At 69.9% G+C, this 13,577-nt stretch carries 12 protein-coding genes and 1 pseudogene; 10 read left to right on the top strand and 3 right to left on the bottom strand.

Annotated features, from left to right (window positions below; all coding sequences use genetic code 11):
- Positions 1-60 precede the first annotated feature (60 nt).
- The 6 genes from ACZ4SW_RS30425 (at position 61) to ACZ4SW_RS30400 (ending at position 7,821) form a co-directional block, all read left to right on the top strand.
- Entirely contained in the window at positions 61-1,851 is a 1,791-nt protein-coding gene (locus ACZ4SW_RS30425; protein WP_468251927.1) for an ABC transporter substrate-binding protein, read from the top strand.
- Positions 1,852-1,962: 111 nt separating this feature from the next.
- Positions 1,963-2,961, top strand: coding sequence for an ABC transporter permease (locus ACZ4SW_RS30420; RefSeq protein WP_468251925.1), 999 nt, complete (start codon positions 1,963-1,965; stop codon positions 2,959-2,961).
- On the top strand, positions 2,958-4,055 hold the full coding sequence (locus ACZ4SW_RS30415; RefSeq protein WP_468251924.1) for an ABC transporter ATP-binding protein: 1,098 nt from the start codon (positions 2,958-2,960) through the stop codon (positions 4,053-4,055). The genes ACZ4SW_RS30420 and ACZ4SW_RS30415 overlap by 4 nt, the downstream gene beginning before the upstream one ends.
- 23 nt (positions 4,056-4,078) lie before the next feature.
- Entirely contained in the window at positions 4,079-5,548 is a 1,470-nt protein-coding gene (locus tag ACZ4SW_RS30410) for an ABC transporter ATP-binding protein (protein ID WP_468251923.1), read from the top strand.
- Positions 5,549-5,653: 105 nt separating this feature from the next.
- The gene (locus tag ACZ4SW_RS30405) at positions 5,654-7,054 is read left to right on the top strand and encodes a M1 family metallopeptidase (RefSeq protein ID WP_468251921.1); all 1,401 of its coding nucleotides are present in this window, start codon (positions 5,654-5,656) and stop codon (positions 7,052-7,054) included.
- Between the two features lie 68 nt (positions 7,055-7,122).
- Entirely contained in the window at positions 7,123-7,821 is a 699-nt protein-coding gene (locus ACZ4SW_RS30400) for a trimeric intracellular cation channel family protein (RefSeq protein ID WP_468251975.1), read from the top strand.
- Positions 7,822-7,888: 67 nt separating this feature from the next.
- On the opposite strand, the pseudogene ACZ4SW_RS30395 reads toward ACZ4SW_RS30400, so the two are convergent.
- A pseudogene (locus tag ACZ4SW_RS30395) lies at positions 7,889-8,572 on the bottom strand (alpha/beta hydrolase); the annotation flags it as partial.
- A 556-nt stretch (positions 8,573-9,128) separates the two neighbouring features.
- Between ACZ4SW_RS30395 and ACZ4SW_RS30390 the strand changes: the two are divergent.
- Positions 9,129-9,989, top strand: a complete 861-nt coding sequence (locus tag ACZ4SW_RS30390; protein WP_468251920.1) for a thioesterase family protein — start codon at positions 9,129-9,131, stop codon at positions 9,987-9,989.
- Between the two features lie 410 nt (positions 9,990-10,399).
- Here ACZ4SW_RS30390 and ACZ4SW_RS30385 read toward each other — a convergent pair whose 3' ends face one another.
- On the bottom strand, positions 10,400-10,981 hold the full coding sequence (locus ACZ4SW_RS30385; protein ID WP_468251918.1) for a TIGR03086 family metal-binding protein: 582 nt from the start codon (positions 10,979-10,981) through the stop codon (positions 10,400-10,402).
- 120 nt (positions 10,982-11,101) lie between these two features.
- Between ACZ4SW_RS30385 and ACZ4SW_RS30380 the strand changes: the two genes are divergently transcribed.
- Positions 11,102-12,100, top strand: coding sequence for a helix-turn-helix transcriptional regulator (locus ACZ4SW_RS30380; protein WP_468251917.1), 999 nt, complete (start codon positions 11,102-11,104; stop codon positions 12,098-12,100).
- Positions 12,101-12,270: 170 nt separating this feature from the next.
- On the opposite strand, the gene ACZ4SW_RS30375 is transcribed toward ACZ4SW_RS30380, so the two are convergent.
- Positions 12,271-12,897 (bottom strand): TetR family transcriptional regulator, encoded by a 627-nt coding sequence (locus ACZ4SW_RS30375; RefSeq protein ID WP_468251916.1) that lies wholly within the window; start codon positions 12,895-12,897, stop codon positions 12,271-12,273.
- Positions 12,898-13,031: 134 nt separating this feature from the next.
- Between ACZ4SW_RS30375 and ACZ4SW_RS30370 the strand changes: the two genes are divergently transcribed.
- Together ACZ4SW_RS30370 and ACZ4SW_RS30365 are read left to right on the top strand one after the other, a co-directional pair.
- The gene (locus ACZ4SW_RS30370; protein WP_468251914.1) at positions 13,032-13,199 is read left to right on the top strand and encodes a hypothetical protein; all 168 of its coding nucleotides are present in this window, start codon (positions 13,032-13,034) and stop codon (positions 13,197-13,199) included.
- A 38-nt stretch (positions 13,200-13,237) separates the two neighbouring features.
- On the top strand, positions 13,238-13,570 hold the full coding sequence (locus ACZ4SW_RS30365) for a DUF4190 domain-containing protein (RefSeq protein WP_468251913.1): 333 nt from the start codon (positions 13,238-13,240) through the stop codon (positions 13,568-13,570).
- Positions 13,571-13,577: the final 7 nt, after the last annotated feature.

The following is a 13,577-nucleotide window of genomic DNA, read 5'->3' as shown; positions in this document are numbered from 1 at the left end:
ACCCCCAGCGACCCGTGGCACATGCACGGGGTCTCTCATCTATTCGGAGGATCCGAGATCGTGACTACCCAACGCACCTCAGGGCGGCGCAAGCAGGCCATGGCCGCTGCCGCCGTGGTCGCCGGGCTGCTGACCACGGCGGCGTGCGGCGGCGGTGACAACGGCGGCGGCTCGAAGAACGGCGCGGCCGGGTTCAACGCCGCGAACAACAAGGTCGCCCAGGCCTCGCAGGTGAAGAAGGGCGGCGAGCTGAAGTTCGCGACCGTCCAGGACGCCGACTCCTGGGACACCACGCGTGCCTACTACGGCGTCGTGTGGGACTTCATGCGCTACTACAGCCGTCAGCTCGTCACCTACAAGACCGAACCCGGTGCTGCGGGCTCCGAGCTCACGCCGGACCTGGCCACGGACATGGGCAAGGTCTCCGACGGCGGCAAGACCTACACCTTCACCCTGCGTGACGGGCTCACCTGGGAGGACGGCAAGCCGCTCACCTCCAAGGACGTCAAGTACGGCATCGAGCGCTCCTGGGCGCAGGACGTCCTGTCGGGCGGCCCGATCTACCTCAAGAACGTGCTCGACCCCAAGAACACGTACAAGGGCCCGTACAAGGACTCCTCCCCGGACCACCTGGGCCTGAAGGCGATCGACACCCCCAACGACAAGACGATCGTCTTCCACCTGCCTGAGGCCAACTCGGACTTCCTGCAGATGCTCGCGATGCCCGCGGCGTCCCCGGTCCGCCAGGACAAGGACACCAAGTCCAAGTACGGTCTGCACCCCTTCTCCTCCGGCCCGTACAAGTTCCAGTCCTACGAGCCGGGCAAGGAACTGATGCTGGTCCGCAACAGCAACTGGAAGGCGTCCTCGGACCCGGTCCGCAAGGCGTACCCGGACAAGATCAGCATCAAGTACTTCACCAACTCCGACGACATGGACCAGCGCCTGATCGCCGGTGACTACGACCTGGACTTCAGCCAGAACGGCATGTCGCCGCAGGGCCGCACCATCGCCCTCAAGCAGCACAAGGCCAACCTGGACAACCCGACGTCCGGCTACATCCGTTACGCGGCCTTCCCGACGACCGTGAAGCCGTTCGACAACATCCACTGCCGCAACGCCGTCCTCTACGGCGCGGACCACGTGTCGCTGCAGACCGCGCGCGGTGGCCCGATCGCGGGTGGTGACATCGGCACCAACATGCTGCCGCCGGCCGTGCCGGGTGCCGAGGGCCAGAAGTACGACCCGTTCCAGATGGCCGGCGCGAACAAGAACGGCAACGCCGCCAAGGCCAAGGAGGAGCTGAAGGCCTGCGGCCAGCCGAACGGCTTCAGCACCACCATCGCCGTCCGCAACAACAAGCCGACCGAGGTGGCCACCGCCCAGTCGCTGCAGGCGTCGCTGAAGAAGGTCGGCATCAACGCCCAGATCGACCAGTACGACGGCGCGAACTACGCCAGCGTCATCGGCAGCCCCGACAACGTGAAGAAGAAGGGCTACGGCATCATCATCATGGGCTGGGGCCCGGACTTCCCGTCCGTCCAGGGCTACGGTCTGCCGCTGTGGGACAGCAAGTACATCACGCAGAGCGGTAACAACAACTTTGCGATGATCAACGACAAGACGATCGACGGCCTGTTCGACCAGTACGTCAAGGCGACCGACACGTCGCAGCAGGCCCAGATCGCCACGCAGATCAACCACAAGGTGATGGAGGGCGGCTACTACCTGCCGTTCGTCTTCGAGAAGTACATCGACTGGCGCTCCTCGCGACTGGCCAACGTGTACACGACGAACGGATACAGCGGCGTCTACGACTTCGTCAACCTGGGCCTGAAGGACACGAAGTAATCCCGGCACACCCGCCGTACGGCACGAAAGGCAGGTGAAGGCCGGCGCGGCGTGACCGCGGGCCACCGGACGTCCTCCGGTGGCCCGCGGGCTCGCGGCGGGCCGTAAGCTGTGCTCGCTTACCTCATCAGGCGGCTGATCGCCGCCGCAGTGATGCTGGTGGTCATCATCCTGGTGGTCTTCTGCATCTTCTTCCTCGTCCCCAAGTGGGCGGGCGTCGACATCGCCCGGAACTTCGTCGGCAAGCAGGCGGACCCCGCCGCCGTGGAGGCGGTGCGGCAGAAGCTGGGCCTGGGCGACCCGATCTACGCTCAGGTCTGGCAGTTCTTCAAGGGAATCTTCGTGGGCCGCACCTACGCGGCCGGCGGTGACGTCACCCACTGCGCCGCGCCCTGCTTCGGCTACTCCTTCCGCAGCGAACAGGCCGTCTGGCCGGTGCTGACCGACCGGTTCCCGGTGACCCTGGAACTGGCGCTCGGCGCCGCGATCCTGTGGCTGGTCTTCGGTGTCGCGGCGGGTGTGCTCTCCGCCCTGAAGCGCGGAAGCCTCTGGGACCGCGGCGCGATGGTCATCGCCCTCGCGGGCGTCTCGCTGCCCATCTACTTCACCGGACTGCTCAGCCTGGCGATCTTCAGCTACGGACTGGGCTGGATCGACGGCCAGTACGTGTCCATCGGCGACAGCTTCACGGGCTGGCTCGGCGGCATGATCCTGCCCTGGATCACGCTCGCGTTCCTGTACGCGGCGATGTACGCCCGGATCACCCGCGCCACCATGCTGGAGATCCTCGGCGAGGACTACATCCGCACCGCGCGCGCCAAGGGCCTCAAGGAGCAGGTGGTCATCGGCAAGCACGCCATGCGCTCCACGATGACGCCGATCCTCACCATGCTCGGCATGGACCTCGGCGCCCTCATCGGCGGCGCGGTCCTGACCGAGACCACCTTCAGCCTGCCCGGTCTGGGCCAGAAGGTGCTGGACGCCATCAAGAACCAGGACCTGCCGTTCATTCTGGGCGTCACCCTGATCACCTCGCTCGCGGTGATCGTCGCCAACCTCGTGGTGGACATCCTGTACGCCGCGATCGACCCCCGAGTGAGGCTGGCATGACCGAACCCAGCAGGACCGGAACGGCCCTGGGCGAGCCCACCAGCGACTCGCCCGCCCCCACCGCCTTCCTCGAAGTGCGCGACCTGAAGGTGCACTTCCCGACCGACGACGGTCTGGTGAAGTCCGTCGACGGGCTCAGCTTCCAGCTCGAGAAGGGCAAGACCCTCGGCATCGTGGGCGAGTCGGGTTCCGGCAAGTCCGTCACCTCGCTCGGCATCATGGGCCTGCACACCACGGGCCAGTACGGCAAGCGCAAGGCGCAGATCTCCGGCGAGATCTGGCTGAACGGCACCGAGCTGCTGTCGGCCGACCCCGACCGGGTGCGCAAGATGCGCGGCCGCGAGATGGCGATGATCTTCCAGGACCCGCTGTCCGCGCTGCACCCGTACTACACGATCGGCCAGCAGATCGTGGAGGCGTACCGGATCCACCACGACGTCGACAAGAAGACCGCCCGCAAGCGGGCGATCGAGATGCTCGACCGGGTGGGCATCCCGCAGCCGGACAAGCGGGTCGACAACTACCCGCACGAGTTCTCCGGCGGTATGCGCCAGCGCGCGATGATCGCGATGTCGCTGGTCAACAACCCCGAACTGCTCATCGCGGACGAGCCGACCACCGCCCTGGACGTGACCGTCCAGGCGCAGATCCTCGACCTCATCCGCGATCTGCAGAAGGAGTTCGGCTCCGCCGTCATCGTCATCACCCACGACCTGGGCGTCGTCGCCGAACTGGCGGACGACATCCTGGTGATGTACGGCGGCCGCTGCGTGGAACGCGGCCCGGCCGAGAAGGTGTTCTATGAGCCCCGCCACCCCTACACCTGGGGCCTGCTCGGCTCGATGCCGCGCCTGGACCGCGAGCAGCAGGAGCGTCTGATCCCGGTCAAGGGCTCCCCGCCCTCCCTGATCAACGTCCCGTCCGGCTGCGCCTTCAACCCGCGCTGCCCGTACGCCGACGTCCCGAAGGACAACGTCACCCGCACCGTCCGGCCCGAGCTGACCGAGGTCGGCAGCCGGCACTGGGCCGCCTGCCACATGTCGCAGGAGCAGCGGGAGCGTATCTGGACCGAAGAGATTGCGCCGAAGCTGTGAGCGAGAACCCCAAAGACACAGCAGTGACGATTCCTGCGCAGAGCGACGGTGCCACCCTCACCAAGGACGCCGCACCCGGCGAGACCCTGCTGAAGGTGACCGGCCTCAAGAAGCACTTCCCCATCCGCAAGGGCCTGCTCCAGCGGCAGGTCGGGGCCGTGCGCGCGGTCGACGGCCTCGACTTCGAGGTCAGGGCCGGTGAAACCCTGGGCGTCGTGGGCGAGTCGGGCTGCGGCAAGTCGACGATGGGCCGGCTGATCACCAGGCTGCTCGAACCCACGGACGGGAAGGTCGAGTTCGAGGGCAAGGACATCACGCACCTCGGGGTGAGCGGGATGCGCCCGCTGCGCCGCGACGTGCAGATGATCTTCCAGGACCCGTACTCGTCGCTGAACCCGCGCCACACCATCGGCACCATCGTCGGTGCTCCCTTCCGGCTGCAGGGCGTCACGCCCGAGGGCGGCATCAAGAAGGAAGTGCAGCGGCTGCTGTCGGTCGTGGGGCTCAACCCCGAGCACTACAACCGCTATCCGCACGAGTTCTCCGGCGGTCAGCGCCAGCGCATCGGCATCGCCCGCGCGCTCGCGCTCAACCCGAAGCTGGTCGTGGCCGACGAGCCGGTCTCCGCGCTCGACGTGTCGATCCAGGCGCAGGTCGTCAACCTGCTCGACGACCTCCAGCAGGAGCTCGGCCTGACGTACGTGATCATCGCCCACGACCTCTCGGTCGTCCGGCACGTCTCGGACCGGATCGCGGTGATGTACCTCGGCAAGATCGTCGAGCTGGCCGACCGCGACGCGCTGTACAGGGCGCCGATGCACCCGTACACCAAGGCGCTGATGTCGGCGGTCCCGATCCCGGACCCGAAGCGGAAGAACGCCAAGAGCGAGCGCATCCTGCTCAAGGGCGACGTCCCCTCGCCGATCGCCCCGCCGAGCGGTTGCCGGTTCCACACCCGGTGCTGGAAGGCGACGGAGATCTGCCGGACCACCGAGCCGGAACTGCTGGAGCTGAAGCCGGGCCAGCGGGTGGCCTGCCACCACCCGGAGAACTTCGAGGACCAGGCACCGCAGGACACGGTGCTGCTGTCCGACGCCAAGGAGGCGGCGAAGCTGGTGGCCGACGAGGTCCTGGCGGAGTCCGCGGAGACGTCGGCGGCGGTGGCCGCGGAGGTGGCGGATCCGGCGTCGGCCGAGGCCGAGGAGACCCCGGAGGCCGAGGGGACCCCGGAGGCCGAGGAGCCGGCCGAGGCGGCCCCCGAGGCGGAGGCGCCCTCCAAGGCGGGTACCGCTCCGAAGGCCGAGGCCGCGCCCAAGGTCGAGACCGGCGTCAAGGCCGAGGCGTCCGCCGGGGAGACGGCCGAGACCTCCGCGGAGGACACGGCCGAGGCCTCCGCCGCGGAGACGCCCGCAGAGGAGACGCCCGTCGGGGAGTCCGCCGAAGCCGGGCCGGAGGGGTCGGAGACCGACCGTCAGGAGTCAAGCGACAAGTAACGCATGACGACTTGGTAAAGTCATGTACATGCCTGAACGGGAGAGCGCAGAGTCTGGCGTGACCGTCCGATCGACCGATCGACGCACGCTCGAAGGGATGACTCCATGGCACTCTCCCGTTCGGCACGTTCGGCGCGCTTAGGCGTCCTGGCCACCGCGGCGGCCTCGTTCCTCGCCGTCGCGGCGTCCTCCGCCCCGGCCCCGGGCTCCGACGGCATCGGCGACTCCTACTTCCCGCAGCTCGGCAACGGCGGTTTCGACGCCCGCCACTACGCACTCGACGTGGCGTACGCCCCGGACACTGGCCGACTCGACGGCCTGACGACGATCACGGCCCGTGCCACCCAGAGCCTCACCTCCTTCGACCTGGACCTGCAGCAGCTCGACGTCACGAAGGTCGAGGTGAACGGCAGACGCGCCCGCTTCACGCGCCAGGGCGACGAGATCCGCATCACCCCGCGCGGCGTCCTGCCCAAGGGCCGCGACTTCACGGTCGCCGTCACCTACGGCGGCATCCCGCAGCCCCTCGGCGGCCCCATCGTCTTCGGCTCCAAGTACGGGTGGATGAAGACCGCCGACGGCGTCTTCGTCGCCTGCGAGCCCAACGCCGCCTCCACCTGGTTCCCGTCCAGCGACCACCCCTCCGACAAGGCCACCTACGACATCCGCATCAAGGCGCCCAAGGGCCTGACAGCGGTCTCCAACGGACGGCTCGTGTCGACGTACGACAAGGGGGACCAGACCGTCACCCACTGGCGGGAGTCCAAGCCGATGGCCACCTACCTGGCGACGGCGACCATCGGCAGGTTCGACGTGCGGACCGGGAAGACGCCGTCCGGGATCCCGGTCTACGTCGCCATCGACCCCGTGCTGAAGAACAGCAACAGCGTCGACGTGTACGCCGTCACCGCCGAGGCCACCGACTACTGGTCGAAGGTCTTCGGGCCGTACCCCTTCGAGGAGACCGGCGCCATCGTCGACGACATGCCCGAGGCCGGCTTCTCCCTGGAGGTCCAGTCGAAGCCCGCGTACTCGGCGGTCCGCAACGAGACGACGATCGTCCACGAACTGGCCCACCAGTGGTTCGGGGACTCGGTCTCGGTGGAGCGCTGGAAGGACATCTGGCTCAACGAGGGCTTCGCGACCTACGCCCAGTGGCTGTGGGCCGAGCACAAGGGCACCGGCTCGGCGCACGACTCCTTCCGCGCGGCCTACGACTCCCGCCCCGCCGACAACGCCTTCTGGCAGATCAAGGTGGCCGACCCGCAGCGCGACACCATGTTCGCCTCCGCGGTCTACCAGCGGGGCGCGATGACCCTCCAGGCGCTGCGCGAGCGCATCGGCGACACGGCGTTCTTCAAGCTGCTGCCCGCCTGGACCGCGCTCCACCGCTACGGCAACGCGAACACCGGCGACTTCATCCGGCTCGCGGAGAAGATCTCGGGGCAGCGGCTCGACGACCTGTTCCAGAAGTGGCTCTACACGACCGGAAAGCCGTCCCTGTAATCTAGGCGACACCGGGATTACACCTTGGTTTGTAAGGTGTTCTCGCCTGCATGGGTGAGAATGTAAGGGTGCTCCAGCAACTTTTCAGCCCCTCCGTCCAGCACACGCTGGATCTCGTCGGCATCTTCGTCTTCGCGATCTCCGGCGCCCTGCTGGCCGTCCGGAAGAACTTCGACGTGTTCGGCATCGCCGTGCTCGCCGAGGTCACCGCGCTGGGCGGAGGGCTGTTCCGGGACGTGATCATCGGCGCCGTGCCGCCGGCCGCGTTCACGGACCTGGGGTACTTCCTGACCCCGCTGCTCGCCGCCCTCCTGGTCGTCTTCCTCCACCCGCAGGTGGAGCGCATCCAGGTCGCCGTCAACGTCTTCGACGCGGCGGGCCTCGGTCTGTTCTGTGTCGCGGGGACCACCAAGGCGTACGACTACGGGCTCGGCCTGACGGCCTCCGCCGCCCTCGGCCTCGCGACGGCCGTGGGCGGCGGTGTCCTGCGCGACGTGCTCGCCAACGAGGTGCCCTCGCTGCTGCGCTGGGACCGCGACCTCTACGCGGTCCCGGCGATCGTCGGGGCCACCATGGTGGCGCTGTGCATACGGTTCGGCGCCCTCACCCCGCTCACCTCGGGGCTCGCCGTCGTCACCGCTTTCGTACTACGCCTGATGGCGATGAAGTACCACTGGCGAGCTCCGCGCGCTTGGAACCGGCGGTCCAATGTGGCTGAGGAAGGCTCCCCGTGGCCTGGCCGGTCATCTGCTGGCTCAGCCAGGTGAACACCGTCGGGATCTGCGGGCGCCACAGGGCCATGCTGTGCCCGCCGGCGCTGCGCGGGATCAGCACCGCGCGCACCCGCGTCGGCGGCTTCGCGATCTCCTGCAGGGCCGCGGCCGCCTGGTAGCCGTCGCCGGACTCGCCGGACAGGTAGAGCGAGACGCGGGGCGGGGTGCGGTAGCCCTTCAGGATGAAGTACGGGTTGTTCTGGCGGCGTAGCTGAACGCTCTGCGCGGCCAGGGAGTTGCGCTCGCCGATCGGGTCGTTGTAGCCGGACAGGCTGATCGCGGCCCGGTAGCGGTCGGGGTGCGCGACCACGAGCTTCGCGGCGCAGTGGGCTCCCGCGGAGTACCCGGCGGCCGCCCAGCCGTCCGGCGCCGCCTGCGCGCGGAAGTTGTCCATGATCATCTTGGGCACGTCGACGCTGAGCCAGGTGTCGGCGTTCACGGTCCCCGGGATGTTCGCGCATCCGGTGTCGACCTTGGCGATCAGGTTGGTGCGCGGGGACACCAGGATGAACGGCTCCACCTGCCCGCTCTTCATCAACGGCAGCAGTTGCTCGTGCACCTTCAGCGAGCCGAACCAGGCCTTGGCCGAGCCCGGGTAGCCGGACAGCAGCTCCACCACGGGGAACTTCTTGTCCTTGTAGGCCGGGTCGTCGTACTGCGGCGGCAGCCACACGTAGACCTCGGCGTCGACGCCCGAGACCCGGCCCTTGAGCTGGGTGACGCGCACCCCGCCGGCCGCGTGCATGCCCGGGCCGTCGGCCGGCGTGAACGTCTGGTGGACCTTCGGCAGCGAGCTGACCTGGATGCCGCCGGTGCCGTCCTTGCCGAGGTCGGCGGCCTGCTGCACGTGGTTGCCCGTGCCGAACAGGTCGGACCAGTTGTCGTAGAGGCCGTTGGCGTTGTTCACCAGGACGAAGACGAGAGTGACCGCCGTCGCCTGGGCGAACAGCAGCATCAGTCCCCGGACGGCCTGGCGCAGCAGGAACGGGCCCCTGAGCCGCGACCACAGGAAGAACGGCAGGATGAGGGCGACCGCCAAGAGGACGATCGACGTGATGAGGAACGGCGTCCCGGTCAGGCTCATCGGCTATGCGGCTCTTCCTGTGAACGGGCGAAACTGGCTGTACGTCTTCTGAGAGGGAGCCGGCGGGCCATCGGTCACGGACGAGTGGGGACACTTACCGAGAAATTGCCGAAACCTCACCTGAGAATGGCGGAAATCGCGCGGAGATTCAGCGTCCGCATCTCTGTGCGCCCCTTCAAAGCTACCGCTTAGTAATTTCCTGTTGTACCGTTCCGGCATGCCAGAAGCAGCTACCGCAGGGGCCACGCGGGCCACGATCGGCGACAGCGAGTTCGACCGCGACACCGCGGTCACCCGACGGGAACCCGGCGTCTACGACATCGACCTCTCCGCCGGCTGGACGATCATCAACGCCGTCAACGGCGGCTACCTGCTGGCCGTGCTGGGCCGCGCCCTCGCGGACGCCCTGCCGCACCCGGACCCCTTCACGATCTCGGCGCACTACCTGACGGCGTCGCAGCCGGGCCCGGCCGTCGTACGCACGGAGGTGGTGCGCACGGGCCGCACCCTCTCGACGGGCCAGGCGTCCCTCTTCCAGTACGACGAGGACGGCCGCGAGGTGGAGCGCATCCGCGTCCTCGCCTCGTACGGGGACCTGGACTCCCTGCCCGACGACGTCCGTACGAGCGCGCGGCCGCCCGCGATGCCGCCCCTGGAGCAGTGCTTCGGTCCGCAGGACGGTCCGGCGCCGGTCCCCGGCAGCTCGGCCATCACCGACCGGCTGATGCTCAAGCTGGATCCGGCCACCCTGGGCTGGGCACTCGGAGCGCCTTCCGGCAAGGGGGAGATGCGGGCGTGGTTCGGTCTCGCCGACGGCCGGGACGCAGACCCCCTGTCCCTGCTGCTCGCGGTGGACGCACTGCCGCCCACCGCCTTCGAGATGGGCATCTCCGGCTGGGTGCCGACGATCGAGCTGACCACGCACGTACGCTCCCGCCCGGCCCCGGGCCCCCTGCGGGTGTCGATCACCACACGCAACCTCGCCGGCGGCTTCCTGGAGGAGGACGCGGAGGTCTGGGACACCGACGACCGCCTGGTGGCCCAGTCCCGCCAACTGGCCCGCGTCCGACTGGGCTGACCGAACCACCCGCGAGCACGCGCGGCCGGGGCGGGGCGGAGCCCGTGACCGGGCTGGGCCGCAGGTCGCACGGGCGGGCACGGGCGGGTCGGGGCGCAGATCGGGCGGGCGGGCTCGCGCGGGCTGGGGCGCAGATCGGGCGGGGCGGCTGGGCACGCGCGGGTTGGGGTGCAGGGGCGGAGCCCTGCCAGGGGGGCGGGGGACGGAGTCCCGGGCGGGGTGCAGGGGCGAAGCCCTGCCAGGGGCGGGGGACGGAGTCCCCGGCGGGTTCAGGGGCGGAGCCCCTGGTGGGGTCGAAGGGGCGAAGCCCCTGGGGACGGGAACGGGTAAGGGCGGCGGGGGCGAAACCCACCCTGGCGGCACCGCCGCATAGCCACATCGCCGCACAGCCGCACCCCCGGCCCCCCGCCCTACGCGCCGAGCGGACGCCGCCCCAGCCACGCCGCCAGGCGCGCATGGGCATCCGCTCCCTCGGGGGCCGGAACCGCCGAGGCGAACGGAAGGTCGTCGCCCCGTTCCCCGTCCGGCAGGACCCGGCGGGCCACCGCGAGCGCGAACTCCGCCGGTTCCGGGTCGAGATCACCGGGCCGGCCCAGCGCCTGCCAGAGGTCCCAGGTGTGGGCCACGCACTCCATCACGTATCCGGCCAGCGCGTCGCGGCCCGGCGTCTCGCCCCACGGCACGCGCACCGGCGCGTCCAGCCGGCCGTCGGCCGCCCAGTTCCGCTGCACCTCGCTCCTGGCCTCGTCATAGGCGGCCGGCCAGCCGTCGTCGGGGACGCCGTCCACGAAGGGCCGTACGGCCATCCCGTCGCCGCCCGCGCCCACCTGCGCGATACGCCGGGTGCCGCCGACGATGTGCGACAACAGGGTCCGTACGTCGAACTCCGTACACGGCGTCGGCCCCGAGAGCTGCTCGGGCCGTACGGTCTTGATCAGCGCGGCCATCTGCTCGGCGGCGCGCGCGTACATGGGGCGGGGGTCGGTCGTCATCGTGGTGCTCTCCGTCTCTGTCCGGTTCGGGTCCGCGAGGGACGACCACAGGCTCGCGCCATAACCTGACAGTTCCCGTCAACATTTGCGCACCCGATCCCCGCCCGCGATCCTGTGCGCGTGAAGTCCGACCGCCTGCTGTCGATCCTCCTGCTGCTCCAGACCCGCGGCCGCGTCCCCGCCCACGAACTCGCCGAGCGGCTCGAGGTGTCGGTGCGCACGATCTACCGCGACATCGAGGCCCTCTCGGCCTCCGGCGTCCCCGTGTACGCGGAGCGCGGACGGCATGGCGGCATCGAACTGCTCGCCGGGTTCCGTACGGACGTCACCGGCCTGACCGCCGACGAGTCCCGCGCCCTGTTCATCCTGGCCGCCCAGGGCGCGCACGCCGCGCTCGGCCTCGACGCCGCCCTCGGCTCCGCGCTGCGCAAGGTGATGGCCGCCCTGCCCGCGCCGCACCGCCCGGCCGCCGAGGCCACCAGCCGCCGCATCCTGGTCGACGCCACGCGCTGGAAGGGCGGCCCACAGCCCGCCTTCGACCTCGACACCCTCCAGGACGCGGTGTTCGCCGACCGCCGCCTCAGGCTGCGCTACCGGCACAGCGGCGCCACCACCCCGCGTACGTACACCGTGGACCCGTACGGGCTCGTCTCGAAGGCGGGCGTCTGGTACCTGGTCGCCGACCGCCGCGGCGGCCCCCGGCTCTTCCGCGCGGACCGGGTGCGCTCGGCGACCCTGCTGCCGGACCCGGTGCGGCGGCGTCCGGGCGTCGAACTCGCCGACGTCTGGGAGGTGCTGCGCCGGCAGGTCGAGGAGCGGCCGGGCGGTTTAGAGGTGACGGTCCGGGTGCGCCGTGAGGTCCTCGACATGTTCCAGCGGCTGACCGCGTCCGCGCTGGCCGCGCTGCCGGAGGACGACGGTGAGAGCCCCTGGGTGACGGCCCGGCTGTCGTACGGGGTCGTCCGGGAGGTGCGGCAACTGCTGGTGTTCGCCGACCGGCTGGAGGTCCTGGCGCCGTCCGAGGCCCGCGAGGAACTGGCACGGGCGGCGGCCTCCGTCACGGACCTGTACCGGCGCCGGAGCCGAGCCGCGGGGCGAACGCGCGGGCCGGACGGGTGACGGGCGGACGTTTGACGGGCGGACCGGTGACGGGCGGACGGGCCCTCGGGTGGGCGGGCCGTCGGGTGGTCGGGCCGTCGGGTGGGCGGGCCGTCGGGTGGGCGGTGCGCTCGGGGTCCGGGTGTCCGGGAGCACCGCCCACGGCCGTAGCGCCGGTCGCCGTCGCGCCGTCACTCCTTCCAGTGGTGGCGGCCGATGCTGATCAGCCGCATCCGCTGGCTCGCGAGCCGGGCCACCCGCTCCCGGTCCTCGGCGCCGCCCTCCATCGCCTCCAGGAACTGGGAGGCCGTCACCAGCATCTGGTCGACGTACAGACCCGCGAGCATCAGCAGATCCTCGTCGCTCCACCCCGCGGACTCGGGGTGCTCGGCCAGCGCGACCTTGACCTCCTCGGCGAACCGGGCCAGTTGCCGGCGTATCGCCTCCCGCACCGGCTGCACGCCGCCGTGCCGTTCCCGGGCGATGAACCGTACGTGTGCGGGGTACGCGTCCACATGACGGGCGATCAGCGCAACGGCGCGCTCGATGCGTTCGTCGCTGTCGCCGGTCGCGGAGACCGTGGTCTCGATCATCGGGTGGAGGCTGCCGAGGGCCTCCTCGACCAGCTCGACGCCGAGGTCCGCGGTCGACCGGAAATGCCGGTAGAAGGCGGTCGGTGCGACGCCGACCGCGCGCGTGACCTCGCGCAGACCCAGGCTGCTCAGGCTCTGCTCCTCCAGCAGGCCGAGCGCCGCGTCCAGCAGCGCCTGCCGGGTCTTCTGCTTCTGGGCCTGCCGGATGCCGAGGGTGTGACTCATGCCATGCAGTTAACAACTGTTCTCTGGAATTGGAAAGTCATGAGACGCGCTAGACTGGGAAGTCAGTGAACAACTGTAACCACAATCGTTCACCGAAACGTCACGAGAGACATCCCGAAGGGGGATCTCGTCCCATGTTGTTCCTCGTCGCCGCACTCCTGCTGCTGGGCACCGTCCTGGGCACCGTGGCCCACGCCCCGCTCTCCTTCACCCTCGTCACCGCGGCCGTCATCGCCGTATGGCTCGCGGTCTTCGCGCTCCGCGAGCGGCACGGGCGCCGCCGGCACACGTCGGCCCACTGAACCGCCGTACGTCAACCGACTTTCGGGAGCTGACCGTCATGCAACTCACCGCCGTACGAACCAAGAACGCCGACACACACGTCCAGGACGCCACCGCACACGGCGAGCAGACCGCCGCTCCGGCCGCCGGCCGCACCGGCGTGCGCGACGCCAACGGCATGGCCGTGGCGTCCTTCATCCTCGGCCTCCTCGGCCTGCTGGTCCTCAACGTCGTGCTGGGCCCGATCGCCGTCGTCCTGGCCGCGGTGGCCCTGTGGCGCGGCACCACCCGCCGGGGCCGTGCCCTGCTGGGCCTCGGCCTGGGCGTCGCGGACCTGGTGGTCCTGGTGACGTTCATGCAGCTCGACCACACGGTGTCCTGGAACTTCTGACCGCCGC

Source organism: Streptomyces sp. NPDC028331 (assembly GCF_055565775.1).
Note: the sequence above shows the minus strand (reverse complement) of the source record. Positions and strands in the feature narration are given on the sequence as shown.

Coding starts and splice junctions, on each gene's coding strand:
- ACZ4SW_RS30365 (WP_468251913.1), top strand. CDS start 13,238: ATGCAACTCACCGCCGTACGAACCAAGAACGCCGACACACACGTCCAG.
- ACZ4SW_RS30415 (WP_468251924.1), top strand. CDS start 2,958: ATGACCGAACCCAGCAGGACCGGAACGGCCCTGGGCGAGCCCACCAGC.
- ACZ4SW_RS30375 (WP_468251916.1), bottom strand. CDS start 12,897: ATGAGTCACACCCTCGGCATCCGGCAGGCCCAGAAGCAGAAGACCCGG.
- ACZ4SW_RS30370 (WP_468251914.1), top strand. CDS start 13,032: ATGTTGTTCCTCGTCGCCGCACTCCTGCTGCTGGGCACCGTCCTGGGC.
- ACZ4SW_RS30390 (WP_468251920.1), top strand. CDS start 9,129: ATGCCAGAAGCAGCTACCGCAGGGGCCACGCGGGCCACGATCGGCGAC.
- ACZ4SW_RS30385 (WP_468251918.1), bottom strand. CDS start 10,981: ATGACGACCGACCCCCGCCCCATGTACGCGCGCGCCGCCGAGCAGATG.
- ACZ4SW_RS30405 (WP_468251921.1), top strand. CDS start 5,654: ATGGCACTCTCCCGTTCGGCACGTTCGGCGCGCTTAGGCGTCCTGGCC.